The 25594-nt window shown below is 64.3% G+C and carries 23 protein-coding genes; 11 read left to right on the top strand and 12 right to left on the bottom strand.

Annotation, left to right across the window (positions count from 1 at the left end):
- Positions 1-6: 6 nt before the first annotated feature.
- Together ACZ415_RS05375 and thiS are read right to left on the bottom strand one after the other, a co-directional pair.
- Entirely contained in the window at positions 7-801 is a 795-nt protein-coding gene (locus ACZ415_RS05375; protein WP_344704835.1) for a thiazole synthase, read from the bottom strand.
- Between the two features lie 21 nt (positions 802-822).
- Entirely contained in the window at positions 823-1032 is a 210-nt protein-coding gene (gene thiS / locus ACZ415_RS05380; protein WP_344704836.1) for a sulfur carrier protein ThiS, read from the bottom strand.
- A gap of 129 nt (positions 1033-1161) precedes the next feature.
- On the opposite strand from thiS, the gene ACZ415_RS05385 reads away from it, so the two are divergent.
- Positions 1162-1608, top strand: a complete 447-nt coding sequence (locus tag ACZ415_RS05385; protein ID WP_464387774.1) for a DUF423 domain-containing protein — start codon at positions 1162-1164, stop codon at positions 1606-1608.
- Between the two features lie 51 nt (positions 1609-1659).
- Here ACZ415_RS05385 and ACZ415_RS05390 read toward each other — a convergent pair whose 3' ends face one another.
- Positions 1660-3840, bottom strand: coding sequence for a malate synthase G (locus tag ACZ415_RS05390; protein WP_344704838.1), 2181 nt, complete (start codon positions 3838-3840; stop codon positions 1660-1662).
- A gap of 309 nt (positions 3841-4149) precedes the next feature.
- Here ACZ415_RS05390 and ACZ415_RS05395 point away from each other — a divergent pair, with 309 nt between their 5' ends.
- Positions 4150-5154, top strand: coding sequence for an alpha/beta hydrolase (locus tag ACZ415_RS05395; RefSeq protein WP_344704839.1), 1005 nt, complete (start codon positions 4150-4152; stop codon positions 5152-5154).
- Positions 5155-5266: 112 nt separating this feature from the next.
- Positions 5267-5935 (top strand): TetR/AcrR family transcriptional regulator, encoded by a 669-nt coding sequence (locus ACZ415_RS05400; protein WP_344704840.1) that lies wholly within the window; start codon positions 5267-5269, stop codon positions 5933-5935.
- On the opposite strand, the gene ACZ415_RS05405 is transcribed toward ACZ415_RS05400, so the two are convergent.
- From ACZ415_RS05405 to ACZ415_RS05415, 3 genes are all read right to left on the bottom strand, one after another.
- A complete protein-coding gene (locus ACZ415_RS05405; protein ID WP_344704841.1) occupies positions 5932-7314 on the bottom strand; it encodes an NCS2 family permease in 1383 nt (460 codons plus the stop codon). The genes ACZ415_RS05400 and ACZ415_RS05405 overlap by 4 nt on opposite strands.
- A 110-nt stretch (positions 7315-7424) precedes the next feature.
- Complete coding sequence (locus ACZ415_RS05410; protein ID WP_344704842.1) at positions 7425-8936, bottom strand: YifB family Mg chelatase-like AAA ATPase; 1512 nt, start codon at positions 8934-8936, stop codon at positions 7425-7427.
- 178 nt (positions 8937-9114) lie between these two features.
- Complete coding sequence (locus tag ACZ415_RS05415; RefSeq protein ID WP_344704843.1) at positions 9115-9465, bottom strand: accessory factor UbiK family protein; 351 nt, start codon at positions 9463-9465, stop codon at positions 9115-9117.
- Positions 9466-9694: 229 nt separating this feature from the next.
- Here ACZ415_RS05415 and ACZ415_RS05420 point away from each other — a divergent pair, with 229 nt between their 5' ends.
- The 3 genes from ACZ415_RS05420 to ACZ415_RS05430 all read left to right on the top strand — a co-directional run bounded on the left by ACZ415_RS05420 (position 9695) and on the right by ACZ415_RS05430 (position 11587).
- A complete protein-coding gene (locus ACZ415_RS05420) occupies positions 9695-10033 on the top strand; it encodes a P-II family nitrogen regulator (protein ID WP_344704844.1) in 339 nt (112 codons plus the stop codon).
- Between the two features lie 129 nt (positions 10034-10162).
- Entirely contained in the window at positions 10163-10591 is a 429-nt protein-coding gene (locus ACZ415_RS05425) for a host attachment protein (RefSeq protein WP_344704845.1), read from the top strand.
- A 219-nt stretch (positions 10592-10810) separates the two neighbouring features.
- Complete coding sequence (locus tag ACZ415_RS05430; RefSeq protein ID WP_344704846.1) at positions 10811-11587, top strand: ferredoxin--NADP reductase; 777 nt, start codon at positions 10811-10813, stop codon at positions 11585-11587.
- Positions 11588-11649: 62 nt separating this feature from the next.
- Here the strand turns inward: ACZ415_RS05430 and hemE are convergent, their stop codons facing one another.
- Complete coding sequence (gene hemE / locus ACZ415_RS05435; protein WP_344704847.1) at positions 11650-12762, bottom strand: uroporphyrinogen decarboxylase; 1113 nt, start codon at positions 12760-12762, stop codon at positions 11650-11652.
- Positions 12763-13040: 278 nt separating this feature from the next.
- Between hemE and ribA the strand changes: the two genes are divergently transcribed.
- Complete coding sequence (ribA, locus tag ACZ415_RS05440) at positions 13041-13676, top strand: GTP cyclohydrolase II (RefSeq protein ID WP_344704848.1); 636 nt, start codon at positions 13041-13043, stop codon at positions 13674-13676.
- Positions 13677-13696: 20 nt separating this feature from the next.
- Here the strand turns inward: ribA and djlA are convergent, their stop codons facing one another.
- From djlA to xseB, 4 genes are all read right to left on the bottom strand, one after another.
- Positions 13697-14458: a co-chaperone DjlA gene (gene djlA / locus ACZ415_RS05445; RefSeq protein WP_344704849.1), complete on the bottom strand. Its 762-nt coding sequence runs from the start codon at positions 14456-14458 to the stop codon at positions 13697-13699.
- 80 nt (positions 14459-14538) lie between these two features.
- On the bottom strand, positions 14539-16461 hold the full coding sequence (gene dxs, locus ACZ415_RS05450) for a 1-deoxy-D-xylulose-5-phosphate synthase (protein ID WP_425552763.1): 1923 nt from the start codon (positions 16459-16461) through the stop codon (positions 14539-14541).
- A gap of 128 nt (positions 16462-16589) precedes the next feature.
- The gene (locus ACZ415_RS05455) at positions 16590-17483 is read right to left on the bottom strand and encodes a farnesyl diphosphate synthase (protein WP_344704851.1); all 894 of its coding nucleotides are present in this window, start codon (positions 17481-17483) and stop codon (positions 16590-16592) included.
- On the bottom strand, positions 17477-17770 hold the full coding sequence (gene xseB / locus ACZ415_RS05460; protein WP_344704852.1) for an exodeoxyribonuclease VII small subunit: 294 nt from the start codon (positions 17768-17770) through the stop codon (positions 17477-17479). The genes ACZ415_RS05455 and xseB overlap by 7 nt, the downstream gene beginning before the upstream one ends.
- A gap of 261 nt (positions 17771-18031) precedes the next feature.
- Here xseB and serA point away from each other — a divergent pair, with 261 nt between their 5' ends.
- The 4 genes from serA to ACZ415_RS05480 all read left to right on the top strand — a co-directional run bounded on the left by serA (position 18032) and on the right by ACZ415_RS05480 (position 23887).
- Positions 18032-19267 (top strand): phosphoglycerate dehydrogenase, encoded by a 1236-nt coding sequence (gene serA, locus ACZ415_RS05465; protein WP_344704853.1) that lies wholly within the window; start codon positions 18032-18034, stop codon positions 19265-19267.
- Positions 19268-19423: 156 nt separating this feature from the next.
- On the top strand, positions 19424-20425 hold the full coding sequence (trhO, locus tag ACZ415_RS05470) for an oxygen-dependent tRNA uridine(34) hydroxylase TrhO (protein WP_344704854.1): 1002 nt from the start codon (positions 19424-19426) through the stop codon (positions 20423-20425).
- A 152-nt stretch (positions 20426-20577) separates the two neighbouring features.
- Entirely contained in the window at positions 20578-21417 is an 840-nt protein-coding gene (locus ACZ415_RS05475) for an IclR family transcriptional regulator (protein WP_344704855.1), read from the top strand.
- Between the two features lie 97 nt (positions 21418-21514).
- Positions 21515-23887: a mechanosensitive ion channel domain-containing protein gene (locus tag ACZ415_RS05480; RefSeq protein WP_344704856.1), complete on the top strand. Its 2373-nt coding sequence runs from the start codon at positions 21515-21517 to the stop codon at positions 23885-23887.
- Between the two features lie 85 nt (positions 23888-23972).
- Here ACZ415_RS05480 and ACZ415_RS05485 read toward each other — a convergent pair whose 3' ends face one another.
- Complete coding sequence (locus tag ACZ415_RS05485; RefSeq protein ID WP_344704857.1) at positions 23973-25541, bottom strand: BCCT family transporter; 1569 nt, start codon at positions 25539-25541, stop codon at positions 23973-23975.
- Positions 25542-25594 lie beyond the last annotated feature (53 nt).

Here is a 25594-nt window from a genome sequence, read left to right on the forward strand (position 1 = left end):
TGTCCGTCAGCCGTTGATACGGCCGGCAAAAGGGGTGGAAGGATCGGCGCTCTGGCGCCGCGGCATGCGCCCGGCAAGAAAGGCGTCGCGCCCGGCCTGTACCGCCTGCTGCATGGCGCGCGCCATGCGTACCGGGTCGTTGGCCTGGGCAATGGCGGAGTTGAGCAGAACGCCGTCGCAGCCCAGCTCCATGGCCATGGCGGCGTCCGAGGCGGTGCCGATGCCGGCGTCAATGAGCACCGGCACGCGGCTGCGCTCGACGATCAGGCGCACGTTATGCGGGTTTTGAATGCCGTGGCCGGAGCCGATCAGCGAGCCCAGCGGCATGATGGCCGCGCAGCCCATGGCCTCAAGCTCCCGGGCGACGATGGGGTCGTCGCTGGTGTAGACCATGACATCGAAGCCGTCGTCGAGCAGCGTCTGTGCCGCTTTAAGGGTTTCGCTGACGTTGGGATAGAGGGTCTCATCGTCGCCCAGCACTTCAAGCTTGACGAGGCTGTGGCCGTCGAGCAGCTCCCGGGCCAGCCGGCAGGTGCGCACGGCCTCCCGGGCGCTGTAGCAGCCGGCGGTATTGGGCAGCAGGGTGTAGCGTTTTGGCGATATGTGATCGAGCAGGTTCGACGCGTCGGCGTTTTGGCCCAGGTTGGTGCGGCGCACGGCAAAGGTGACGATCTCCGCAGCGCTCTGCGTGATGGCGGCACCGGCCTCGGCGAAGTCTTGATACTTGCCCGTGCCGACCAGCAGGCGAGAGCGGAATTCGCGGCCGGCAACGGTCAGCGGCGCGTCATGCAGTGTGGTCATAAGCCTTCCTTTGTGTACGTGCTAGCCGCCGCCGATGGCATGCACAATTTCGACCTTGTCGCCGCTGGCCAGGCGCGTTTCGGCCAGCCGGCTGCGAGGGACGATTTCTTCGTTGATCTCAACGGCAATGCGACGCCCGCCAAGGCCAAGCTGCTCGACCAGATCGGCTGCGCTGGCCCGGGGCTTTACGGTGTAGGGTTCGCCGTTAAGCGCGATGGTATGCTGTGTCATGGCATTATTTTCCTACCGCTTGGGTGAGTATCGCAAGCGCCGGGCGCGAAAAACCGTCAACGCGCCCGGGCCGCCCTGACGGGGTGCTATTGTAGCCGTTTTCCAGACGTGTTTTTTCAGGAGTGTCTTATGCCCGTAAACGATGATCGGCCTGGCTTGGATAGGCCGCCTGCGAGCGGCGCGCTGGGGCCGTGGCACAAAGCGGCGTGGGGCTTGGTGGCATTGCTGGGTGCCACGGCGGTGGGGCTGGGAGCGTATGCCGCCCACGGCATGGCGTCCTGGGCGGAGCAGTCGACCATTGCCACCGTTAACACCGCCGTGCGCTACCAGATGTGGCATACGCTTGCGCTGATGGGGGCGCTGGTCTGGCAGCAGCTGGCCCCGCGCCTGCCCCTTTGCCCGGTGATTGCGCTGTGGCTTGGAGGAACGGCGGCGTTTTCCGGCTCGCTCTACGCCCTGGCGCTGGGCGGGCTCAGCGTTGGGCTGGTGACGCCGCTGGGCGGCCTTTTGCTGATCGCCGGATGGCTGGCGCTGGGCGTAACGGCCTGGCGCTCCGGGCGCTGCCGGCAGGCATAAAAAAGCCCCCTCAGGGCAGGGCCTTGAGGGGGCTTTGGCGATTGATGACGTTTACTGCGCCTTGGCTTTTTCCACTTGGCGCCACTGATGAAGCAGCGGTTCGGTGTAGCCGGAGGGCTGTTCCAGACCCTTGAAGATCAGATCGGACGCGGCCTTGAACGCGGTGGAATCGTCCAGGTGCGAGGTCATCGGCGTGTAATTCGGGTCACCGGCGTTTTGCTCGTCGACGACCTTGGCCATACGCTTGAGCGTTTCCTCGACCTGGGCGTGTTCCACAATGCCGTGATGCAGCCAGTTGGCAATGTGCTGGCTGGAGATGCGCAGCGTGGCGCGGTCTTCCATCAGGCCGACGTTGTGGATGTCGGGCACCTTGGAGACGCCTACGCCGTGTTCCACCCAGCGGACCACGTAGCCGAGAATGCCCTGGCAGTTGTTGTCCAGCTCCTGCTGGATAGCGTCAGCGCTCCAGCTCGGATCGGGCTCGACCGGGATGCTCAGCAGATCGTCAAGCAGGTCGGTCTCTTCCTGGCTTGCCAGCTCGTGCTGTACGGCGTCAACGTCTACCTGATGATAGTGCAGCGCATGTAGCGTTGCCGCCGTTGGCGAGGGCACCCAGGCGGTATTGGCGCCGGCCTTGGGATGGCCGATTTTCTGTTCCAGCATGTCGTGCATCAGATCGGGCATGGCCCACATGCCCTTGCCGATCTGGGCGCGGCCGCGCAGGCCGCAGGCCAGGCCCGTCTGCACGTTGTTTTTCTCATAGGCGTTAAGCCAGGCGGTGGCTTTCATATCGCCCTTGCGCACCATCGGGCCGGCTTCCATGACGCTGTGCATTTCATCGCCGGTGCGGTCGAGAAAGCCGGTGTTGATAAAGACCACCCGAGAGCTTGCGGCGTTGATGCAGGCCTTGAGGTTGGCGCTGGTGCGGCGCTCTTCGTCCATGATGCCCATTTTCAGCGTGTCGCGCGCCAGGCCGAGGAGGTCTTCGACGCGGCCGAACAGCTCGTTGGCAAAAGCGACTTCCTCCGGGCCGTGCATTTTCGGCTTGACAATGTACACCGAGCCGGTGCGCGAGTTGCGCGGCTGGTCGGCGGGTTTTTGCAGGTCGTGCATGGCGATCAGAGACGACATCACCGCGTCAAGAAGGCCCTCGGGCACTTCGTTGCCCTGGTCGTCGAGGATGGCCGGGGTGGTCATCAGGTGGCCGACGTTGCGGATAAACATCAGCGCGCGGCCCTGAAGCGTTACGTCGCTGCCGTCAACGCCCTGCCAGGTGCGATCCCCGCGCAGCTCGCGAATAAAGGACTTGCCGCCTTTTTCGACGGATTCCTGCAGGTCGCTTTTCATCAGGCCAAGCCAGTTGCGGTACACGCCGACCTTGTCTTCGGCATCTACCGCGGCGATGGAGTCTTCGCAGTCCATGATGGTGGACGTGGCGGCCTCCATGACCACGTCTTTGACGCGCGCCGGGTCGGTTTTGCCGATGAAGTTGTCGCCGTCGATCTGGATTTCCACGTGCAGGCCGTGGTTGACCAGCAGAATAGAGCTTGGGTCGGCGGCGTCGCCGTTAAAGCCGACCAGCTTGTCGGCCTCTTTGAGGCCGGTCTCACCGCCGCCGTCCAGCGTGACGACCAGCTTGCCGTCGCGGACGGCGTAGCGGGTGGCGTCGCGGTGAGAGCCGTCGGCCAGCGGTGCCACCTGGTCGAGCACGCCGCGGGCATAGGCGATGACCTTGTCGGCGCGCTTGAAGTTGAACTCGCGGGTGATGTCAGCGCCGTCGTCTTCGGCGATGACGTCGGTGCCGTAGAGCGCGTCGTAGAGGCTGCCCCAGCGGGCGTTGGCGGCGTTGAGCGCGTAGCGGCCGTTGTTGACCGGCACGACCAGCTGCGGGCCGGCCTGGGAGGCAAGCTCGGGGTCCACGTTGGCGGTGGTGGTGGTGACGCTTTCGGGGACATCGGTCAGATAGCCGATGTCGGTAAGAAAGCGGCGGTAGGCCGGCATGTCCGTAATCGGGCCGGGGTTGTCGCGGTGCCAGGCGCTGAGCTTTTCCTGCAGCGCGTCGCGCTTTTCAAGCAGCTGACGGTTTTTCGGCGTCAGGTCGTGAAACAGGGCATCGACGCCTTCCCAGAAAGCGTCCTGGTGAACGCCTGTTCCCGGCAGTGCCTGCTCGTTGATGAAGCGGTCCAGGTCGGCTGACACCTGTAAACGGTGACGCGTGATACGCTCGCTCATGAAAACTCTCCCTTAGCGTGCCCGTGGCCCGCTGTGGTACCCAAGAGTACCGAGGCCTGCCACGGCCATGGTGAATGCAAGTGCTGCCCTATGCCGGCCGGCGTGGCCATGGCGACACGGCCCCGAATACCGGCAAATCCATTTGCGGAAAATAATTCCACAAATGCGCAGGCATGTAAATAGCGCGGCCCGGAAGGGGGCGTGACCCTCGACTAAATGACGATGAACCACCGTATTTGACCGTTGTTTTTGACCGTTTTGACCGCTGTTGCCCGGCCTGTGCGGGCAGCGTTTGGAGAGGAGAGGCGGATGGACGAGTTTAGTGCGCTGCGGGCCGCGTTTGGCGCGACGGCCGGCGAAGGGTTGGCAGCGCTGGGGCAAAAGCGTGCCCTGGCGGATGCCGTGGCACCGTATCTGCAGCGCTATGGGCTAACGCCTTGCCGCCATCAGGCCCGCGAGGTGTATGCCGGCATGGTGCCGGCAGGGCGGTTTGTGCTGTGGTGTCAGGTGTGGGCGCCGCCGGCGCCGCGGGGCACGGTGTTTGTGGTGCACGGCTACTTTGATCACGCGGGGCTTTATCGCCACCTGCTGGCGATGCTGCTGGCCCGGGGCTTTCAGGTGGTGCTGTGGGATCTGCCCGGCCACGGGCTTTCCAGCGGTGAGCACGCAGCGATCGATGATTTTGCCGCGTACGTTGCGTGTTTGCGCACCGTGCAGGCGGCGGTGCAGGCCCAAACGCTAGCCCCCGGCCCTTGGCTTGGTATCGGCCAAAGTACCGGCGCGGCGATACTGGCAACCGATGCGCTAGAGCGCCCGCGCGTCGCGCCCTGGGCGGGGCTTGCGCTGCTGGCCCCGCTGGTGCGCCCCTGGGGCTGGCACCGGGCCAGCGCCCTGCATCGTCTGGTTCACCCGTTTACGCGCACGATAGCCAGACGCTACCGGCCCAACTCCCACGATGCGGCCTTTGTGGCCTTTATTCGCCGGCACGATCCGCTGCAGCACTGGCAGCTTAGCCTTGTGTGGGTGGCGGCGATGCGGCGCTGGATGGCCCGGTTCAAGCGGTATGCGCCCTGCGAGCTTCCAACGCTGATGCTGCAGGGCGAACAGGATCGCACCGTTGACTGGCGCTATAACCTGGCGGCTATGGCGGAGAAGTTTCCCCGGGCGCAGATCTACCGCCATCCCCGGGCGTGCCATCACCTGGTCAACGAAGCCCTGCCGATACGCGAGGCGCTGTTTGCCGAGCTGGGGGGCTTTTTGGAGCAGCGGGCCACACCGCAAGCAACGCTCGCCGGCGAGCGCGGCCGGCGGTAGCGCCGTGGCCCGCTTCGCAGGGCGTCTGCATTGCCTTGGCGACGGCTTTTCAGGCAAGCTTTGGCTTTTCTTTGGCGCGCCCACGGGCGGGCCGCCTAACAAAGCGAGAACCATGGCCAAGGCGGATTTCCCCCACGAACAGCAGGCCGGTGCCATTCGCCGGCGCAACGAGCAGGCGATTTTGCAGGCGGCCGAGGGCGTATTTGCCCGTCACGGCTACCGCGGTGCCAGCCTTCAGGACATTGCCCGGCAGGCCGGTCTGCCCAAGTCCAACGTGCTGTATTACATGGGCAGCAAGCGCACGCTGTACGTGCGCCTGCTTGAGCGCATGATGGCCCGCTGGAACGCGATGCTCGATCGCATCTCTCCCGATGATGACCCGGTGGAGGTGGTTTCGGCCTTTATTCGCGCCAAGATTCGCCTGGCGCGCAGCCACCCGGAAGGCTCGCGGCTGTTTGCCAGCGAGATTCTCGGCGGCGCGCCGTTTTTGCAGGAGTATCTGGCAGGTGATCTGCGCGCGTGGGTCAAAGACCGCGCGGCGGTGTTTCGCCAGTGGACCGAGCGCGGCCTGATGGATCCGGTAGATCCGGTGTGGCTGATCTTTTTGATCTGGTCGTCGACCCAGCACTACGCCGACTTTGAGTCCCAGGTGCTGGGCATTACCGGCCGCCAAACGCTTGACGATGACGACCTGGAGGAGATCACGCAGTTTCTCATTCAGATTGTGATCAAAGGCTGCGGCATCAAACGCCCGGAGTGGCCCGATCGGCCGCGCGCTTAGGTGGTGAGCAGCATCACCACCGACAGCGCGGCGGTGATCCACATGGCCGGTTTGATCTCCACAAAGCGCCCGGTGAGCACCTTGATCAGCACAAAGCTGATAAAGCCAAAGGCAATCCCCAGGGTGATCGAATAGGTCAGCGGCATCAGAATGATTGCCAGAAACGCCGGGAAGGCCTGGTCAAAATGCTCCCAGTCGATCTTGCGGATCGGCGCCATCATGAAAAGCCCCACCATCACCAGCGCGGGGGCTGTGGCAATGGCCGGCACCAGCGAGAGCAGCGGTGAGAGAAACAAAAACGGCAGAAACAGCAGCGCGACCACCAGCGCCACCAGGCCGGTGCGCCCGCCCTGGGCCACGCCGGCGCCGGATTCGATAAACGTCTGTGCCGCGCTGGTACCCAGCGGCGCGGCAATGATCGAGGAGAACGCATCCACGGTCATGGCGCGCTTGAGGTTGTGCGGGTTGCCGTCTGCGTCTTTGAGATCGGCCGATTCGGCCAGCGCCATAAAACACGACATGGCATCGAAGAAGTTGGTGAACAGCATCACAAAGATAAACGGCAGATAGGCGACCTTCAGCGCGCCCATGACGTCGACCTGCATCACCGCGCTGAAGTCCGGCCAGGCGGCAAGGCCGGTCCAGGCGACCATCACCTCCTCGCCCCACAGCCGGCCCATGGGCGCAGCGGCCAGGGTGGTCAGCGCAATGCCCATCACCAGCGCGCCGTTAAAGCGCAGAATCACCAGTACGGCGGTGGCGATCAGCCCCAGGAAAAACGTTGCCAGGTGGGCGTCGATCTCGCCAAGGGTGACCACCGTGGCCTCGCTTGACACGATAAAGCCGGCGTTTTGCAGCCCGATAAAGGTGATAAACAGCCCGATGCCGCAGGTAATCGCATAGCGCAGCGACAGCGGAATCGCCTCGATTACCGCCTTGCGCACGTTGAACAGCGCCAGCACGGCAAAAAGCACCCCGGACCAGAACACGCAGCCCAGTGCCACCTCCCAGCTAAGCCCCGCGCCCAGCACCAGGGTATAGGTAAACAGCGCGTTCATGCCCATACCCGGCGCTACCAGAATCGGATTGCGGGCGTAGAGCGCCATGGCCAGGCTGCCCAGAAAGCTGATGATGACCGTCGCGGAGAGTGCGGCGGTGAAGGGGATGCCGGCGTCGCTGAGCACGGCGGGGTTGACCACAATGATGTACATCCCGGCCAGAAAGGTCGCAATGCCGGCAAGGATTTCCGTTTTGACGGTAGAGCCGCGCCGGGAGACGTTGAAAAAGCGGTCAAGAGACGGCGGGCAGCGCTTCGCCCCGGCGGCGTCGGTACGGTCGCCACGCAAGCGCGGCTCGGAGGAGCGGGGGGGCTCGTTCATGTCTTGGTCTTTCGGTCCGGTCGTGAGTTCAGCCCGGCCACCCGCCCGGCGCCGGCCAAGGGGAGGAAAAACGCCGCAGGAAGTGTTGCAAAAACGCCTTTCCCACAGCGCTAACCGCCCTTCAGCATGCGATCAAGCTGGCGGTAGCCGATAGCTTCAATAAAGTGTGGCTGGACGGGCTTGGGCGCGCCCTCCAGGTCGGCAAGCGTCAGCGCGACGCGCAGCACGCGGTGATAGGCCCGCGCTGACAGCCTGAGTTTTTCCAGCACGCCGGCAAGCCAGGCGCGCTCGTCGTCGTCCAGCGCGCAGGCGGCTTCCAGTGCTTTGCCCGAAAGCCGGCTGTTGAGCGCGCCGCGCTGTTGCTGGCGCTGGCGCGCGGCCAGCACGCGCCGGCGTACGCTGGCAGAATCTTCGCCCTGGGTGTGCGCGGTGAGCTGCTCCGGCGGCAGCGCCGGCACCTCTACCTGCAGGTCGATACGGTCCAATAGCGGGCCGGAAAGCCTTGCCTGATAGCGCTGAATCTGGCTTTGGGTGCACTGGCAGCGGCTGCGCGGATCGCCCAGATGCCCGCAGGGGCAGGGGTTCATGGCGGCCACCAGCTGAAAACTGGCCGGGTAGCGGCGCTCGTGGCTGGCGCGTGCCAGATGAATCTCGCCGGTTTCCAGCGGCTGTCTGAGCACCTCCAGCACGTGGCGGGAGAACTCCGGCAGCTCGTCGAGAAACAGCACGCCGTGGTGGGCCAGCGAGATTTCCCCAGGCTTGGGCTTGGAGCCGCCGCCCACCAGTGCGGCGGCGCTGGCGCTGTGGTGGGGCTGGCGAAAGGGGCGCTGGCCCCAGTGGGTTTCCAGCGCCATACCGCATACCGAGCGCACCGCCGCGACCTCCAGCGCATCGTCGTCGGCAAGCGGCGGCAAAATGCCCGGCAGGCGGCTGGCCAGCATGGTCTTGCCGGTGCCGGGCGGGCCGGCAAAGATCAGGTTGTGGCCGCCGGCGGCGGCGACTTCCAGCGCCCGGCGGGCCTGCTGCTGGCCGCGCACGTCGGCAAGGTCGGCCATGGGAGCGCTGGCCGCAGGCGGCGTGGCCAGCCGATGCGGGGCAATGGGCGTTTGGTCGAGCAGGTGGGCGACGACTTCCCACAGCGAATCCGCCGGCAGCACGGTGAGCTCGCGGCCGGCAAGGGCGGCTTCGTCGGCGCACGCCTGCGGGATAATCAGCCGGTTGCCGGCGGCCTTGGTGGCAAGCGCCAGCGGCAGTACGCCGGGCACCCCGCGCAGCTTGCCGTCCAGCGCCAGCTCGCCGGCGCACTCGATGCCTTCAAGGGCCTCTACCGGCAGCTGGCCGGAGGCGGCAAGAATGCCAAGGGCAATGGGCAGATCAAAGCGCCCGCCTTCCTTGGGCAGATCCGCCGGGGCCAGGTTCAGGGTGATGCGCCGGGTATTGGGAAAATCAAAGCCGGCGTTGACCAGCGCGCTGCGCACCCGTTCGCGGCTTTCCTTTACCGCCGCCTCGGGCAGGCCTACCAGGGTCAGCCCCGGCAGGCCGTTGGCCAGGTGGACTTCTACCTGCACCGGCGGGGCCTCAAGCCCCAGCCCGGCCCGGGTCGTCACAATGGCAAGCGTCATGGCGTTCCCTCGCAGTTGACGTGTGTTTTTTCGACGCGACTACGCTAGCGGATTTCCGCGACGCTGGGTAGCAGACGCCGCCCCGGGATAGCGCCGTTGAAAAAAGCAGCCGGTGACGGCCGGGCGCAAAAACCCCCGGCACGGCGTACCGGGGATGCGCTCGGCGCCTGGCCCTTGCTTAGCCCTGGGCCGTATCGTCCTTGCTGCCGGCCGCCGGGCCGTCGTCGGCCCGAGGAAAAGTGCTGTCGGCGTCGTGGTGCTGTGCGGGAGCGTCGTCCTTGGTGTCGGGGTCGACGGCGGATTCCAGCGCGGCGACCTGGCTTTCCAGCGCCTCTACCCGGGCGCGGGTGCGCTGGAGCACGTCCATGAGGATGTCGAAGTCTTCCCGGGAAACCAGCTCCAGGCGGTCAAACGCGCCGCGCACCGCCTGCTGTACGCCTTTGTGGATGTCTTCCGGCGCCTGGGAGGCGTTTTGTAGACGCTCGCCGATCTGCTGGGCAAGCTGGCTGATGCGGTCTTGTGCGGCCATGGCATTCTCCTTGATGTTGCAAAAAAGCGGGGTCTTCCCCCGCAGGATACCCAACCCATCGCCGATACGCATGCACGAAACAAGCGCCGCCCGGCCGCGGTGCGGTTTTTTCTTCGCGCTCGATGGCAGTGTATGCTTGACGCTACCGTATCGCCGGGGTGACAGGCCTCGCGCTGCGTCGCTCTCGCATCAAGTCAAAAGTTCTTGCATCAAGTCAAAGGAAGCTGTCATGAAACTGATTTCTGCCATTATCAAGCCGTTCAAGCTTGATGACGTGCGTGAATCGCTCTCCGATATCGGCGTGCAGGGCATTACCGTCACCGAGGTCAAGGGTTTTGGCCGCCAGAAAGGCCACACCGAGCTTTATCGCGGTGCCGAGTACGTGGTGGATTTTCTGCCCAAGGTCAAAATCGAAGTAGCGGTAGACGATGTGCTCACCGAGCAGGTGATCGAGGCCATTACCCAGGTGGCCAACACCGGCAAGATCGGCGACGGCAAGATTTTTGTCATGCCGCTGGAGCAGGTCATCCGCATTCGTACCGGCGAGACCGGCAAGGACGCGGTTTAACCCACGCGGCCGTGTTGACCGGCGCCAGGACGCTTGCCATGGTGAGCGAGTCGCCAACGGTTTTGTTTTTCGTCTGTGATACCCAGGGCCACTTGGCAAGGCCCGCTTTCAACAGGAGAAAACCCAACGATGACAACGTATATCGTGGTAGCCGACACCGCGCGTGCGCGCCTTTTTACCCGCGATGCGCTGACGCTCATCGAGCAGGAAGACCTGGTGCACGCCGCCGGGCGTTTGCACGAGGGAGATCTGGTAACCGACAGCCCCGGCGCCTCGGTGCAGGAGTCTGCGTCAAACGCACCGCGCGCCTCGGCGGAAGGAGCCGCGCTGCAGCGCGAAAACGAACTGTTCGCCAAGCAAGTGGCCGAACGCTTGTACACCGCCCGCATCGACAACAGCATGGAAAAGCTGATTGTGGTGGCCCCGCCCAAGTTTTTGGGGCTGCTGCGCGAAAAGATCGACGGCGCGACGCAAAAGCTGATCATCCACACCCTGACCAAAAACCTGACCAAGTCCACCCTGGCAGAGATTCAGGACGCCGTAAGCGAGCTGCGCTGACGGCCTGACAGCGGCAGCGCCTGGCGGCCGTAGCCCCGGCGCCGCGCAAGGCCCGCAGTGCCGGGGCTTTCCGGCGAAACGCCAAGGGCTTGAGCCTGCGCCGGCCTGCCGCACCTCGGCGGCGGCGCGAAACGTTGCGGGCAGTGGTAAAGTAGGCGGCCAGAAAAGCCGGGCCGGCCCGCGGGCCGGCCGTGTACTGCCATTGTCAAAGGAGCCGTCATGAGCAAGTTCGCCAAGGCCGAAGTGCTAAGCGTTCACCACTGGAACGACACGCTGTTCAGCTTTCGCACGACCCGAGAACCCAGCCTGCGTTTCAAGTCCGGCCAGTTTGTGATGATCGGGCTGGAAGTCGACGGCAAGCCGCTGGTGCGGGCCTACTCCATCGCCAGCCCGCACTACGAAGAGCACCTGGAGTTTTTCAGCATCAAGGTGCAAGACGGCCCGCTGACTTCGCGCCTGCAGCACCTGGAGGTGGGAGATGAAATCCTCGTCGGGCGCAAGCCCACCGGCACCCTGGTCACCGATGACCTGCTGCCCGGGCGCAACCTGTATTTGCTGTCCACCGGCACCGGCATGGCCCCGTATTTGAGCCTGATCCAGGACCCGGACGTCTATGAACTGTACGACAAGGTCATTCTGGTCCACGGCGTGCGCTACGTTTCCGAGCTGGCCTACGCCGACTTCATCACCCAAGAGCTGCCCGAGCACGAATACCTGGGCGAGGAAATCCGCGAAAAGCTGGTCTACTACCCCACCGTGACCCGGGAAGACTTCCACACCCAGGGGCGGCTGACCGACCACATCCGAAGCGGCAAGCTGACCGAGGACAAGGGCCTGCCGCCCATTGATCCGGCCCACGACCGCGCCATGATCTGCGGCAGCCCGGCGATGCTCGACGATACCAGCGCGCTGCTCGACGAGCTGGGTTTCAAGATCTCGCCGCGCATGGGTGAGCCGGGCGACTACGTTATCGAGCGTGCCTTCGTGGAAAAGTAAGCGTCACACAAAAGCGCCCGGCCCGCAGAAGCGGCGCCGGGCGCCTGTGCGCAGCCGGTGGATCAGGTGTTTTGCCGGGCCGGAATGCCGCGATGGTATTGCGGGCTCAGCTCGTGCAGCGCGTCGATGAAGGCGCCGACGTGATCCGGGTCGGTGAACTGGCTGACGCCGTGGCCCAGGTTGAACACGTGGCCCGGGCCCTCGCCGTAGCTTTCCAGAATGCGCGCGACCTCGGCGCGAATGGCGCTGGGGCGGGCGAACAGCACGTTGGGATCAAGATTGCCCTGCAGCGCCACCCGGTGGCCTACCCGAGCGCGCGCGTCGGACATCTCGGTGGACCAGTCAAGGCCCACGCCGTCGGCGCCGACGGCTGCGATATGCTCAAGCCACTGGCCGCCGTTTTTGGTAAACACGATCACCGGCACTTTTCGACCGTCGTGTTCGCGGATCAGCCCCGAGATGATCTGCTCCATGTAGCGCAGCGAAAACTCCAGATAGGCCGGCGTGGACAGCGCCCCGCCCCAGGTGTCGAAAATCTGCACCGCCTGGGCGCCGGCGCGGATCTGGGCGTTGAGGTAGTCGGTAACCGCGTGGGCGAGCTTGTCGAGCAGCTGGTGCATGGCGTCCGGCGTGTCATAAAGCATTGACTTGACGTGGCGGAAGTCTTTGCTCGAGCCGCCTTCCACCATGTAGGTGGCCAGCGTCCAGGGGCTGCCGGAAAAGCCGATCAGCGGCACCCGGCCGTTGAGCTCGCCGCGAATGGTGGACACCGCGCGCATTACGTAGTCCAGGTCGCGCTCGGCGTCGGGCACCTTCAGCGCCTCGACTTCTTCAGGGGTGCGCACGGTTTTTTTGAACTTGGGCCCCTCGCCGGTGACGAAGTAAAGCCCCAGATCCATGGCGTCGGGGATGGTGAGAATGTCCGAAAACAGGATGGCCGCGTCCAGCGGGTAGCGCTCCAGCGGCTGCAGCGTAACCTCGCAGGCCAGATCCCGATTGCGGCACAGATCCATAAAGCTGCCCGCCACGGCGCGCTTTTCGCGATACTCGGGCAGGTAGCGGCCGGCCTGGCGCATCATCCATACCGGGGTGCGGTCCACCGGCTGGCGCGCAAGCGCCCGCAAAAAGCGGTCGTTGTGTAGCGGTGAAGCGGATGCCACAGATGCTGAAGTCATAGAATACAAGCTCTTGAAAAATAGCCTGCCTGATAGGCATGCCAAGGGTGTAAAATGGATTGTATGGCATGGAAGGTGTTTTGCTAAACTTGTCTGTCACCATCCGGCGCCCGTAGGGTCATGCGCCCGGCAGATGCCGCCCTGATTATACCTGTCCTGCGCCGGCGGTGCTGCCGCGGCGAGCGGCGGTGAAAACGCTGTTAAAACCCGGAAAGCGCACCTGCGCACCGTATCCGCAACGCTGGATCCGCAAGGGTGTCCGATTATCGAGGTAACCTGTGACAATTCGCTTCATTGCCGCATCCCGGCTGCCCACCCCCTGGGCAACATTTACCCTGCACGGCTTCGAGGATGAAGCCACCGGCAAAGACCACGTGGCCCTGACGCTGGGCGATGTCAGCGGCGAGGCGCCGGTACTTGGCCGGGTGCATTCCGAGTGCCTGACCGGCGATGCGCTGTTTTCCATGCGCTGCGACTGCGGCTACCAGCTGCAGGAGGCGCTTAAGCGCATCGCCGGCGAGGGCCGCGGGGTGCTTTTATACCTGCGCCAGGAAGGCCGCGGCATCGGCCTTTTGAACAAGATTCGCGCCTACCACCTGCAGGATAACGGTGCCGACACCGTTGAGGCCAACGAGCGCCTGGGCTTTGGTGCCGACATGCGCCGCTATGATCTCTGCGTGCCGATGCTCGATCACCTGGGCGTCCAGGCTCTCAGGCTGATGACCAACAACCCGCGCAAGGTCGATGCGCTGACCCGGGACGGCGTTAACGTCACCCAGCGCGTGCCGCTGACGACCGGGATCAACCCGCACAACGAAGGCTACTTGGCCACCAAGGCCGGAAAGCTCGGCCACATGATGGCGCTGGGGGATTTTACGCCCGTCAACCGGGTAGACGTAGAGCGCAAAAGCTGAGCGATGCATGACGGGGCGGCTTACTTGTTGCCCCGGGCCTTTTGAATCTGCTCGTAGGCGTTGCCGATTTCCGCTGTGCGCTCCTTGGCCACTTCGCGCATGCTCTCGGGCAGGCCCTTGGCGGCGAGCTTGTCGGGGTGGTTGTCGCTCATCAGCTTGCGATAGGCTTTTTTCACCTCCGCGTCGCTTGCGTTTTCTGAAACGCCTAATACCTGATAGGAATCTTCAAGCGATGGCCCCTCGTTGGCCGCTGTGTGGGCGCCGCCGCGCAGCATGGCCTCGACCTGTGCGATTTCCGCTTCGCTGCAGCCAAGTCCGCGCACCACGCGCATGATCATGTCGCGTTCGGCCGGATGCAGCTCGCCGTCGGCGGCCACGGCGGTAAGCTGCACCTGCAAAAACAGCTGGCGCAGCGCCGGCTGGCTGCTGGCCATCTGGCGCACTCGGGCAAGCTCGGCGTCCAGGTCAAAGTCCGCGCTTTTGCCGCGGTTGAAGTCGGTGCGCGCCCGGGCTCGCTGCGCTTCGTTCAGGCGCAGCTTGTCCCATAGCTGGCGCGAGGCTTCCAGCTCGTTTTCGGAGACCCGCCCGTCGGCTTTGCACAGACAGCCCATCACCGCAAAGATGGATGACAAAAACTGCTGCTGGGTACCCAGCAGCTTTTCGACCATTTTCCGGCGCAGGCGCCTGGCCAGCCAGTAGCCTGCCCCGCCGCCGATCAGCAGGCCGATAAAGCCGCCGAACTGGTAGCCGATGAAGGCGCCGATTAGCGTAAGAATCAACATGGCGTCTCTCTTGCAAGTAAGCAGTGAATAAAAAAGCAGCGCTGAGTACGTTCGGTGAGCGCGGCGAGTACGCCATGCGCTTACGCCCGGGCGGCCAGGCGCCGGCGCACGGCACGTTCGATGCCCGGGGCATCCAGTCCGCAGTCGGCCAAAAGCTCGGCCGGGGTGCCGTGTTCAACAAAGGCGTTGGGCAGGCCCAGGTGCAGCACCTCGGCGGCTACGTGCTCGGCGGCAAGAAGCTCGCTGACCGCACTGCCGGCCCCGCCGGCTACCACGTTTTCTTCTACGGTGACCAGCAGATCGTGCTCGGCGGCGGCGTCAAGCACCGCGTCGCGGTCCAGCGGGCAGACCGAGCGCATGTTGAGGTGCGTGGCGTCCAGTGCCCCGGCTACCTGGGCGACCGGGCCGTTCATGCTGCCAAAGGCCAGCAGGGCAACGCGCGGCTCGGCGCTGCCACCGGCCGTACGACGCAGCTCGGCCCGGCCGATCTCCAGCGGTTCCAGATTGTCGGCGACGGCTACGCCGGGGCCGGTGCCGCGGGGGTAGCGTACCGCCGCCGGCCCCGGGTGGTGATAGGCCGCACTCAGCATGGCGCGGCATTCGGCCTCGTCGGCCGGGGCCAGAATCACCATGCCCGGCACGCAGCGCAAATACGAAAGATCCATGCTGCCGTGGTGGGTAGGGCCGTCTTCGCCAACGAGCCCGGCGCGGTCGATGGCGAAGGTCACGTCCAGCGCCTGCACCGCTACGTCGTGAATCAGCTGGTCGTAGCCGCGCTGTAGAAATGTCGAGTAGATCGCCACCACGGGCTTGGCCGCCTCGCAGGCCATGCCGGCGGCCAGCGTTACCGCGTGCTGCTCGGCGATCGCCACGTCGAAGTAGCGCTCGGGGTATTCCTGGGAAAAGCGCACCAGGTCGGAGCCTTCGCGCATGGCCGGGGTAATGCCGATCAAACGCGGATCGGCGGCGGCCATGTCGCACAGCCACTCGCCGAACACCGCGCAGTACTTGCGCTTGGCCGGTGCCGGCGGGGCGGGCCTGGCGGGCGCTTTGCCGGCATCGCCGGGCTTTTCCAGCTTGGTAATGGCGTGATAGCCGATGGGGTCGGCCTCGGCGGGCAGAAAGCCCTTGCCCTTGCAGGTCTTGATGTGGAGAAACTGCGGCCCTTCGGCCCGGGAGAGGGCGTCGACGGTGCGGGTCAGCGCTGCCAGATCGTGGCCGTCTACGGGGCCTGTGTAGCTAAAGCCCATTTCTTCAAACAGCGTGGCGGGGCTGACCATGCCTTTCATGTGCTCTTCGGTGCGCTTGGCGATTTGCAGCGCGCCGGGCAGATGCGACAGCACCTTTTTGCTTTCTTCGCGCATTTTCAAATACGGCGGGCTGGAAAATATCCGTGCCAGATAGGTGGCCATGCCGCCGACGTTTTCTGAAATCGACATTTCGTTGTCGTTGAGAATCACCAGCATGTTGGCGTTGACGTGGCCGGCGTGGGCCAGCGCTTCAAACGCCATGCCGGCGGTGAGCGCGCCGTCGCCGATGATGGCGCAGACCTTGCGCGCTTCGCCCTTGGCGCGCGCCGCCAGGGCCATGCCCAGCGCGGCGGAAATCGAGGTGCTGGAATGGCCCACGCCGAAGGTGTCGTACTCGGACTCGGCCCGGCGGGGAAACGCCGCCAGTCCGCCGTAGCGGCGGATGCTGAGCATGGCCTCGCGCCGGCCGGTGAGCACCTTGTGCGGGTAGGCCTGATGGCCCACGTCCCACACCAGCCGATCGTGGGGCGTGTGATAGACGTGATGCAGCGCCACGCTGAGCTCAACCACGCCAAGCCCTGCACCGAAGTGGCCGCCGGAAACGCCGACGCTGTAGAGCAGGTAGGCGCGCAGCTCGTCGGCCAGCCGTGTCAGCTGATCCGGCGACATCGCGCGCAGCGCCGCGGGATGGTCAAAGGTATCGAGCAGCGGCGTGGCCGGGCGCTCGCGGGGGATCTCGTCGAACAGCTTCATGGGCATAACTTTGTGGGCGACCGTTTCGTGAACGACCGTTTTGTGAACGACAGCGTTGTGAACGATAGCTTCGTAAACGACAGCTTCGTAAACGACAGCTCTGTAAATAATCGCTTCATGGACATGGCCTAATGGTCGCGCTCGATGATGTAGTGGGCAAGGTCGGCAAGCGGGGCGGCCGGCTCGCCCAGCGGTGCCAGGGCGGCGATGGCGTCGTCGATCAGCGCGCGGGCCTTGCCTCGGGCGGCGTCCAGCCCCAGCAGGCCGGGGTAGGTGGGCTTGTGCCGAACGGCATCGGCGCCGGTGATCTTGCCCAGAGTGGTGCTGTCGCCGATGACGTCAAGCACGTCGTCGTGCACCTGAAACGCAAGGCCGATGGCCCGGGCGTAGCGCTCAAGCGCCTCAAGGCGCGGGTCGTTTTCGTCCACGGCGGCAAGCCCGCCCAGGCGCACCGAGGCTTCGATCAGCGCGCCGGTTTTGTGCGCGTGCATGGTGGCAAGCGCGGCGGCGTCGGCGGGCTGGCCCACGGCGGCCATGTCCAGCGCTTGGCCGGCAACCATGCCGTTACGCCCGGAGGCGCCGGCCAGAGCGCGGATCATAGCGCCCAGACGCGGATGATCATCGGCGGCGATGAGCTCAAAGGCCAGCGCCTGCAGGGCATCGCCGGCAAGAATCGCGGTGGCCTCGTCAAAGGCTCGGTGCACCGTGGGCTGGCCCCGGCGCATAGCGTCATCGTCCATGGCCGGCAGGTCGTCATGAATCAGCGAGTAGGCATGGATCAGCTCTACCGCTGCCGCCGGGGCGTCAAGGGCGGCGTCGTCAGCGCCCAGCGCCCGGCCGGCGAGATACACCAGAAGCGGCCGCAGGCGCTTGCCGCCTCCCAGCAGGCCGTGGCGCATGGCCGCTTCAAGCCGGGGCGAGGCGGCCGGGCGGGCATCGAACAGCGCGGCGAGCGTAGCTTCCACGCGGGCAATGCTGGCTTGGCGGCGCGCGTCAAGCGTTGCGGCGTGAACGGCTACCATGGCGGGGTCTCCTCACTCGATGGGTCGTTATCCGCGTCGGCGCTGCTTTGCGACGGCGAAAACGGCGTGACGGCAAGCCCGCCGGCGCCGTCTTCGCCCAGGGCGCGCACCTTGAGCTGGGCATCGTCCAGGCGTTGCTGCGCCTGGCGGGCCAGGCCCACGCCCTGTTCAAACGCGGCGAGAGCGTCTTCAAGCGACAGCGTGCCGGACTCCAGCCGCTCGACCAGCGTTTCCAGCTGCTCCACCGTGGTGGCGAAGTCCGGCGCCGGCGTGGATGTATCACTCATGGGTAAAAGCCTGCTGCGTCAACATGGAACAAAACATAAAACCGACGGACAAGGCAGAAGTATACACCGACCACCCGGGGGCGCGTCTGCCCGGCCGGGCGAATATGCGCCGGCTTCATGGCCGGAAGGCGCACTTTTCATCTGCCCCGGCCCGCCCGAGCGGTGCGCTGTGCTACGATAGACGCCTTTCTCCATGCACTTTCCCGTGCTTGTTCACCGATTGATACGCGGCGCGCGCCGTTTATAGAGGTTGATTCCGCCATGGCTAAAACGTCCCTGGACAAGAGCAAGATCAAGATCCTGCTGCTCGAGGGGGTTCACCAGAGCGCAGTGGATACGTTCCATAATGCCGGTTATACCAACATTGAGCACCTGCCGACATCGCTTGACGAAGCCGCGCTGATTGAAAAAATTCGCGACGTGCATTTTGTCGGGCTGCGCTCGCGCACTCAGCTCAACGAGCGCGTGTTTGCCGCCGCGGAAAAACTCGTCGGCGTGGGCTGTTTTTGTATCGGCACCAACCAGGTCGATCTTGATGCGGCGCTCAAGCGCGGGATTGCGGTGTTCAACGCGCCGTATTCCAACACCCGCTCGGTGGCCGAGCTGGTGCTGGCCGAGGCCATCATGCTGCTGCGCGGCATTCCGCTGAAAACCGCACGGGCCCACGAAGGCGGCTGGTTAAAGTCGGCGAAAAACGCCCACGAAGCGCGCGGCAAGACCCTGGGCATTGTCGGCTACGGCAATATCGGCGCGCAGCTTTCCGTGCTGGCCGAGTCGACGGGCTTTAAGGTGCTGTATTACGACGTCGTCGCCAAGCTGGGCATGGGCAACGCCACCCAGGTGGCAAGCCTGGATGAGCTGCTGCGCCGTGCCGATGTCGTCAGCCTGCACGTGCCGGATGTGCCCTCTACCCGCTGGATGATCGGCGAGCGTGAAATCGCCACGCTCAAGCCCGGGGCGATTTTCATCAACGCCTCGCGCGGCAGCGTGGTTGAGATCGAGCCGCTGGCCGAGGCGCTCAAGGCAGGCAGGCTGCACGGTGCAGCGGTGGATGTGTTTCCGGTAGAGCCCAAAAGCAACGATGAGGAATTTCACAGCCCGCTGCGCGGTTTGGAAAACGTCATTCTTACCCCGCACATCGGTGGCTCCACCCTGGAAGCCCAGGAAAACATCGGCGTGGAAGTGGCCGAAAAGCTGGTCACCTACTCCGACAACGGCACCACCGTCACCTCGGTGAACTTTCCGGAAGTGGCGCTGCCGGCCCACCCGGAGCGCCATCGCCTGCTGCACATCCACCACAACGTGCCGGGTGTCATGTCGGAGATCAACCGCGTGATGTCGGAAAACGGCATCAACATTGCCGGCCAGTACCTGCAGACCAACGAAACCGTGGGCTATGTGGTCATGGATGTGAACAAGGCCTACAGCCAGGCCGCCCTGGAAGCTTTGCGCAAGGTAGAAAACACCCTGAAAGTGCGCGTGCTCTACGCGCCGTAAGGCGCACTCGGTGCCTTGAAGAGCGCCAACCGGCGGCCGGCGTTGGCTGGTCGCCGTGGCGACGCTGGGGTAAAATGCGCGGTTTTGACGCTATGTTCGTTGAGCCATTTTACTGACCCGGGCCGCCCTTTACGCGGGCGAACCCCAGGAGCCTCCATGACCGCCTCTATTTCCCCCGTCTCTGCCTCCAGCGCAGCGCCGACCGTCGTCGCTGCGCTGTACAAGTTTGTCACCCTTGACGATTTCGAAGCCCTGCGCGAGCCGCTGCGCCAGGCGATGCTGGACAACGGCGTGAAAGGCACGCTGCTGCTGGCGCGCGAAGGCATCAACGGCACCGTGGCCGGCAGCCGTGAAGGCATTGACGCGCTGCTTGCCTGGCTTGCCGCCGATTCGCGTCTGGCCGATATCGACCACAAGGAGTCGCACTGCGACGCGCCGCCGTTTTATCGCACCAAGGTCAAGCTCAAGCGCGAGATCGTGACCATGGGCGTTGACGGCATCGACCCCAACGATACCGTGGGCACCTACGTCGAGCCCGAAGACTGGAACGACGTTATCCGCGATCCGGAAGTGCTGGTGATCGATACCCGTAACGACTACGAGGTTGAAATCGGCAGCTTCAAGGGCGCGATGGACCCCCAGACCGCCACGTTCCGCGAGTTCCCCGACTACGTGCGCCGCCACTACGACCCGGCGAAACACAAAAAAGTCGCGATGTTTTGCACCGGCGGCATTCGCTGCGAAAAAGCTTCAAGCTTTATGCTCAAGGAAGGCTTTGACGAGGTGTTTCACCTCAAGGGCGGGGTGCTCAACTACCTGGAAAAAGTGCCCGAAAACGATTCGCTGTGGCAGGGCGAATGCTTTGTCTTTGACAACCGCGTCACCGTGCGCCATGACCTCTCCGAAGGCGAGTTTGAGCAGTGCCACGCCTGCCGCCGGCCGATCTCCGCTGAGGACATGCGCGATCCCGCCTATGAGCCCGGCGTTAGCTGCCCGCACTGCATAGATGCACTGCCCGAGAAAACCCGCGCCAGCGCCCGGGAGCGCCAGCGCCAGATTGCGCTGGCCCGTGCCCGGGGTGAGCCCCATCCCATAGGTCGCCATCCGCGGGATTTCCGTGCCGGCAAGCGTGACGTGCCGGCAGACGCGGACCGCTGAGTGGCGCCTGCTGACGCCGCCCGCTGCTGCAACTTTTGTGGAAATTATTTCCATAATGGCGACAGCGGCGGCCGATGTACGCTACCCTGACCGCCTTTGCGCATGGCGTTTGGCCATCGCGTTTGCCCAACCAGGATTGAGGAGGAACTCGGGTGACTGAGGTAAAGCGCCGAACCGCTGGCCGGCCGGCCGGCACAGCCAAAACCAGCGGCGGCCATAGCCAGTCGCTGGTGCGTGGTCTCAAGCTGATGGAGCAGATTTCGGCCAGCCCCCAGGGGCTTTCGCTGTCAGAGCTTGCCGATATGGCGGGGCTGGCGCCGTCCACCGCTCACCGCCTGCTACAGGCGCTGCAAAGCCAGGGCTTTGTCACCCAGGAAAACGAGCAGGGCCTGTGGCGCATCGATGTCAAGGCGTTTCGCATTGGCAACAGCTTTCTGGAAGCGCGCGATGTGATTGCCACCGGCCGCCCCTACCTGCGCCAGCTGACCCGCATCACCGGGGAAACCGCCAACCTCGGTATTCGCGATGGCGCCACCGCGGTGTTTCTCGCCCAGCAGGAATCCCCGCAGATGATGCGCATGATTACCCGGCTGGGCTCACGGGCACCGCTTCATGCCTCGGGTGTGGGCAAGGCACTGCTCGCCTGGATACCCGACGACGAGCGCGCCCGGCTGCTGGCCGGGCGCGAGCTCACTCGGGTAACGCACAACACGCTGTACACCGCCCCGGCGCTGAAAGAAGAAATGGCCCGCATTCGCGCCCAGGGCTTTGCCTGTGATCGCGAAGAGCATGCCATCGGCCTGCACTGCGTTGCCGCCTGCGTGTACGACGAGCGCGCCACGCCCTTGGCGGCCATTTCGGTATCCGGCCCGATGGCGCGCATTCCCGAAGCGCGGCTGATCGAGCTTGGCGCTCTGGTGCAGGACACCGCCGCTGAGATTACCGCTCAGCTGGGCGGGCGGGTGCCCAATCCAGACGTTGCGCGCGTCTGAAGGATGGCGCATCGCTTGATTCTCCCGGGCACAGCAAAGATCATCAGCACAAGCTGTAAAGCCTGTTTGCTTTTATCTGACCCAAGGAGACAACGGTGTGACGCCATTACGACTGCTACCCAAGCTCGGGGGCTGGCTCGGCCTATGGCTGCTGGCCGTGCTGATGCTTGCCGCCCCGGCGCTGGCCCAGCAAACCCCCGACAGCGCGGCCGGTGCCAAAAACGGCGAGACAACCTACACCGCGCTTGCCAACCTGCTGGAAAACGACACATCCCGCCGCCAGCTCATTGAGCTTCTGCGCGATCAGGCCGGCGAGCTGCCCCAGAGCGCGCTGGCGCGTGAGCTGCCTGACAGCCTGCCGGCCGAGGCCGCCGCGGGCAGCGATATTGCCGCCGAAGAGGTCTCTCTGCCGCGCCAGGTAGCGGAGATCACCAGCCGTATTGTCGGCGACGTGGGCCGCCACTTTCAGCAGCTGGTTGAAATTGGCGGCGCTCTTTTCAGCGGCCAAAGCGCCGGGCGCTTTGATACCGCCGCCTTTATCCGCGCTGCGATCAACCTGGGGCTGGTGATCGCCGCCACCTTTTTGCTGTTCACGGCCTGCCGCCGGCTGGCCAAGCCGCTGTTTCGTCGCATCAGCGCCTGGTCCCGCCGGGGGGATTACACCCCGGTGATGCGCCTGGTCGTCTGCGTGGCGGTGGCTGCGCTGGTGGATGCGCTGCTTGTCGCGCTGGCCTATGTCGGGAGCAACCTGATTGCGACCTTTGCGGTAGGCGAGACGGGGGATCTGTCGACCCGGGCTTCGCTTTTTTTAAACGCTTTTCTGGTCATCGAGCTGATCAAGGCGGCGGTGCGCATGCTGTTTTCCTCGCGCTATGAGGGGCTTCGCCTGCTGCCTATTTCGGCCGCCGAGGCGTCCTACTGGAACCGCTGGATTGCCCGGCTGGTGGGCATGGTCGGCTACGGGCTGATGGTGGCCGTGCCGCTGGTCAACTATTATCTGGCCGCCTCGCTGGGCAGTGCGCTGGGCACGCTGATTACCGTTGTGGCGTTTATCTATGCGGTTGTGGTGGTGCTGAAAAACCGCCTGCGCCTGCGTAAAAGCATCAGCGCGACCGCTGCCCGGTCTACTCTGGCGCCAACCCGCCTTTCCTTGCAGCTGCTGGCACGTACCTGGCACTTGCTGGCGCTGCTGTATTTTACCGGGGTGTTCGTCATTACGCTGTTGAGCCCGGTGGAAGCGCTGCCGTTTGTGCTGTTTGCCACGCTGCAAACCCTGGCGGCGGTGGTGGCAGGGCTGCTGGTGTCGTCGTTTCTCACCCAGACCATCGGCCGGCGCATTCGCCTGTCCGCGGAGGTCAATCGCAAGCTGCCCATGCTGGAAAAGCGCTTGAACAGCTACGTGCCCATGGCGCTATTGGTGCTGCGCGGGCTGACCCTGATCGGGGTGGTCATGACGATACTCGACGGCTGGTATCTGTTTGATATCGCCGCCTGGTACGCTTCCAAGCAAGGGGTAGTGCTGATCAGCAAGCTGATTCACGTAGCAATTATCCTCACTGTGGCGCTGGCGATATGGCTGGGCCTTGCCAGCCTGATCGAGCACAAGCTCAATCCTGACACCGGCAAGGGCCAGCCCACGGCTCGGGCCAGAACGCTTTTGAGCCTGTTTCGCAATGCGCTGATCATCACCATGATCACCATGACGGGGATGATTGTCCTGGCCGAAATCGGCATCAATATCGGCCCGCTGATTGCCGGTGCCGGGGTATTGGGGCTGGCGATCGGCTTTGGCGCGCAAAAGCTTGTGCAGGATGTGATCACCGGCGTGTTCATTCAGATTGAAAACGCCATGAACACCGGCGACGTTGTGTCTGCCGGCGGCGTCACCGGCACGGCAGAGCGCTTCAGCATCCGTTCGGTAGGGATTCGTGATCTGTCCGGCACCTATCACATCGTGCCGTTTTCAAGCGTGGATACCGTGGCCAACTACATGCGCGATTTTGCCTATCACGTCGGCGAATACCGCATTTCCTATCACGACAGCATTGACCATGCGGTAGAGACGCTGCAGCGGGCCTTCAACGACCTTCAGACAAGCGATGAGTACGGTCCTAAGCTGCTTGAAGAGCTGACCGTGGCCGGGGTGACCTCGCTTGACGACAGCTCGGTCAACATCCGCGTGATGATCATGACCACGCCGGGCGATCAGTGGGCGGTGGGCCGCGCTTACAACCGTCTGGTCAAGCTGCGCTTTGATGAGGCCGGCATTGAGATGCCGCGCCCGCATACCACGCTGTCCTTTGCGCAGCGCAAGGACGGCAGCGCTGCGCCGGCCAATATCCGCGTGCTTGACTCCAGCGTGGTAGAGCGCACCGGGCCCCGGCGTCGTGACGACCCCAGCCAAAGCATTCAGTCGGGCAAGGGAGCCGATTATCTGCGGCCGTCGGAAGACGAGGTGGACGACACCTGAAGGCGTCGCAGAAGTTGCCACTGAAAACGCCAAGGGGCCGCTAAAAGCGGCCCCTTGGCGTTGACGACAGCAGCACAACAAAGGCCTAGTCGATAATGCCCTGCTCGCGGGCCATGGCGTAGGCGGCCTTGGGGCCGTTCCACAGCGTCGGCAGCAAAATCACCGATACCGGTACCGCTGCCAGCACGATAAACTGCTGCAGCGCACCGACCTGGCCGGCGCCCATTTCCAGCAGAATGCCCGCCATCAGCGCCATGGCAATACCCCAGAAAGCGCGCACTTTCGGGCTCGGCTCGTCGTGGCCGGCACCGACTACGGCAATCGAGTAGCTCATGGAATCCCCGGTGGTGGCAACGAAGATGGTGGTCAACACCAGAATCGCCAGCGCCATCCAGGTACCGCCGGGCAGCGCCTGGGCCACGGTCAGCGTGGCGACGTCAAACTGGAAGTTGTTCAGCGCCTCGGTCAGATCAATCACCCCTTCCAGCTGATAGTAGATGCCTGAGCCGCCCAGCAGCGTAAACCACACGGTAGTGGCAATCGGTGCGATAACGGCGACGGCGATGATCATCTCGCGGATGCTGCGACCGCGGGAAATGCGCGCAACGAAGATCGCCATCAGCGGCGCATAGCCGATAAACCAGGCAAAGAAGAATACCGTCCACCACTGCATCCACCAGTCCGGCGCGGTATCGGCCGTGGTGGTGGCCATGGCAAAGAAGTTGGTGGCGTAGGCGCCCACGCCGGACAGATAGGTATTGATGAAGTAAAGCGTCGGACCAAAGAGGATAATCACCGCGCCGATCGCCAGCGCCAGAAAGACGTTGAAGCGGCTGAGGATCTGGATGCCGCGGTGGATACCGGTCATGGCCGAAATCACATAGATCGAGCCCAGGGCAATCAGCACGGCGACCTGGGTGACGTAGCTGTTGGGCGCGCCGAACAGCTCATGCAGGCCAAAGCTGACCTGGGTCGACAGAAAGCCGATGGGGCCTACGGTGCCGGCCACCATGGAGATCACGCACAGGGCATCGATCACCCCGCCCAGCGGCCCGCTTAAAAGGCGCTTGCCCAGCACCGGATACAAAAGCGTACGCGGCTGCAGCGGCTGGCCTTTTACGTAGTGCGAGTGTGCCAGCACAATCGAGGCCAGCGTGCCCAGTACCGCCCAGGCCAGAAAGCCCCAGTGGGTGAACGCCTGGGCCAGCGCGCCGGAAACGGCTTGCGGGGTGCCCGGCTCGGTATCGAACGCCGGCGGGGTGACCACAAAGTGATAGACCGGCTCGCCTGCGGCAAAAAACACCCCGCCGCCGGCCAGCAGCGTGCAAAGGATGATGGAAAGCCACTTGAACGTGCTCATTTCCGGCTCGTTGAGGTTGCCGATCTTGGCTTTCGCCGCCGGCGTTACCGCAAGGCCGATGGCGATGAAAAACGTTGCCAGCAGCAAAAACTGGAAATACGAGCCCAGCGTATGGGCGGTCCAGGCAAAACCTGTGCTGACGCCGTTGGCGACCATGTCAAGATCGTAAAACGAAAGCAGCACGAAAGCGACGATAAAGCCGACGCTGAGTATCAGCACGACCGGATCACCAAGGGCGCGCAGACCCTTGTCGTTGGACGCCCTGTCGGGCGTGCTAGGGGATGAGTTAGGCATGCAGATTACACCGTTTAGGTTGAAGGAGAGGTTGCGTTGAAAATCGCGGATGA

The sequence above is a fragment of the Halomonas cibimaris genome, assembly GCF_055379665.1.

Coding starts and splice junctions, on each gene's coding strand:
- ACZ415_RS05405 (WP_344704841.1), bottom strand. CDS start 7,314: ATGAACGAGCCCCCCCGCTCCTCCGAGCCGCGCTTGCGTGGCGACCGT.
- ACZ415_RS05390 (WP_344704838.1), bottom strand. CDS start 3,840: ATGAGCGAGCGTATCACGCGTCACCGTTTACAGGTGTCAGCCGACCTG.
- ACZ415_RS05485 (WP_344704857.1), bottom strand. CDS start 25,541: ATGCCTAACTCATCCCCTAGCACGCCCGACAGGGCGTCCAACGACAAG.
- trhO (WP_344704854.1), top strand. CDS start 19,424: ATGACCGCCTCTATTTCCCCCGTCTCTGCCTCCAGCGCAGCGCCGACC.
- ACZ415_RS05415 (WP_344704843.1), bottom strand. CDS start 9,465: ATGGCCGCACAAGACCGCATCAGCCAGCTTGCCCAGCAGATCGGCGAG.
- dxs (WP_425552763.1), bottom strand. CDS start 16,461: ATGAAGCTGTTCGACGAGATCCCCCGCGAGCGCCCGGCCACGCCGCTG.
- hemE (WP_344704847.1), bottom strand. CDS start 12,762: ATGACTTCAGCATCTGTGGCATCCGCTTCACCGCTACACAACGACCGC.
- ACZ415_RS05410 (WP_344704842.1), bottom strand. CDS start 8,936: ATGACGCTTGCCATTGTGACGACCCGGGCCGGGCTGGGGCTTGAGGCC.
- ACZ415_RS05455 (WP_344704851.1), bottom strand. CDS start 17,483: ATGGTAGCCGTTCACGCCGCAACGCTTGACGCGCGCCGCCAAGCCAGC.
- ACZ415_RS05400 (WP_344704840.1), top strand. CDS start 5,267: ATGGCCAAGGCGGATTTCCCCCACGAACAGCAGGCCGGTGCCATTCGC.
- ACZ415_RS05425 (WP_344704845.1), top strand. CDS start 10,163: ATGACAACGTATATCGTGGTAGCCGACACCGCGCGTGCGCGCCTTTTT.
- ACZ415_RS05420 (WP_344704844.1), top strand. CDS start 9,695: ATGAAACTGATTTCTGCCATTATCAAGCCGTTCAAGCTTGATGACGTG.
- serA (WP_344704853.1), top strand. CDS start 18,032: ATGGCTAAAACGTCCCTGGACAAGAGCAAGATCAAGATCCTGCTGCTC.
- ACZ415_RS05430 (WP_344704846.1), top strand. CDS start 10,811: ATGAGCAAGTTCGCCAAGGCCGAAGTGCTAAGCGTTCACCACTGGAAC.
- xseB (WP_344704852.1), bottom strand. CDS start 17,770: ATGAGTGATACATCCACGCCGGCGCCGGACTTCGCCACCACGGTGGAG.
- ACZ415_RS05375 (WP_344704835.1), bottom strand. CDS start 801: ATGACCACACTGCATGACGCGCCGCTGACCGTTGCCGGCCGCGAATTC.
- ACZ415_RS05395 (WP_344704839.1), top strand. CDS start 4,150: ATGGACGAGTTTAGTGCGCTGCGGGCCGCGTTTGGCGCGACGGCCGGC.
- djlA (WP_344704849.1), bottom strand. CDS start 14,458: ATGTTGATTCTTACGCTAATCGGCGCCTTCATCGGCTACCAGTTCGGC.
- thiS (WP_344704836.1), bottom strand. CDS start 1,032: ATGACACAGCATACCATCGCGCTTAACGGCGAACCCTACACCGTAAAG.
- ACZ415_RS05385 (WP_464387774.1), top strand. CDS start 1,162: ATGCCCGTAAACGATGATCGGCCTGGCTTGGATAGGCCGCCTGCGAGC.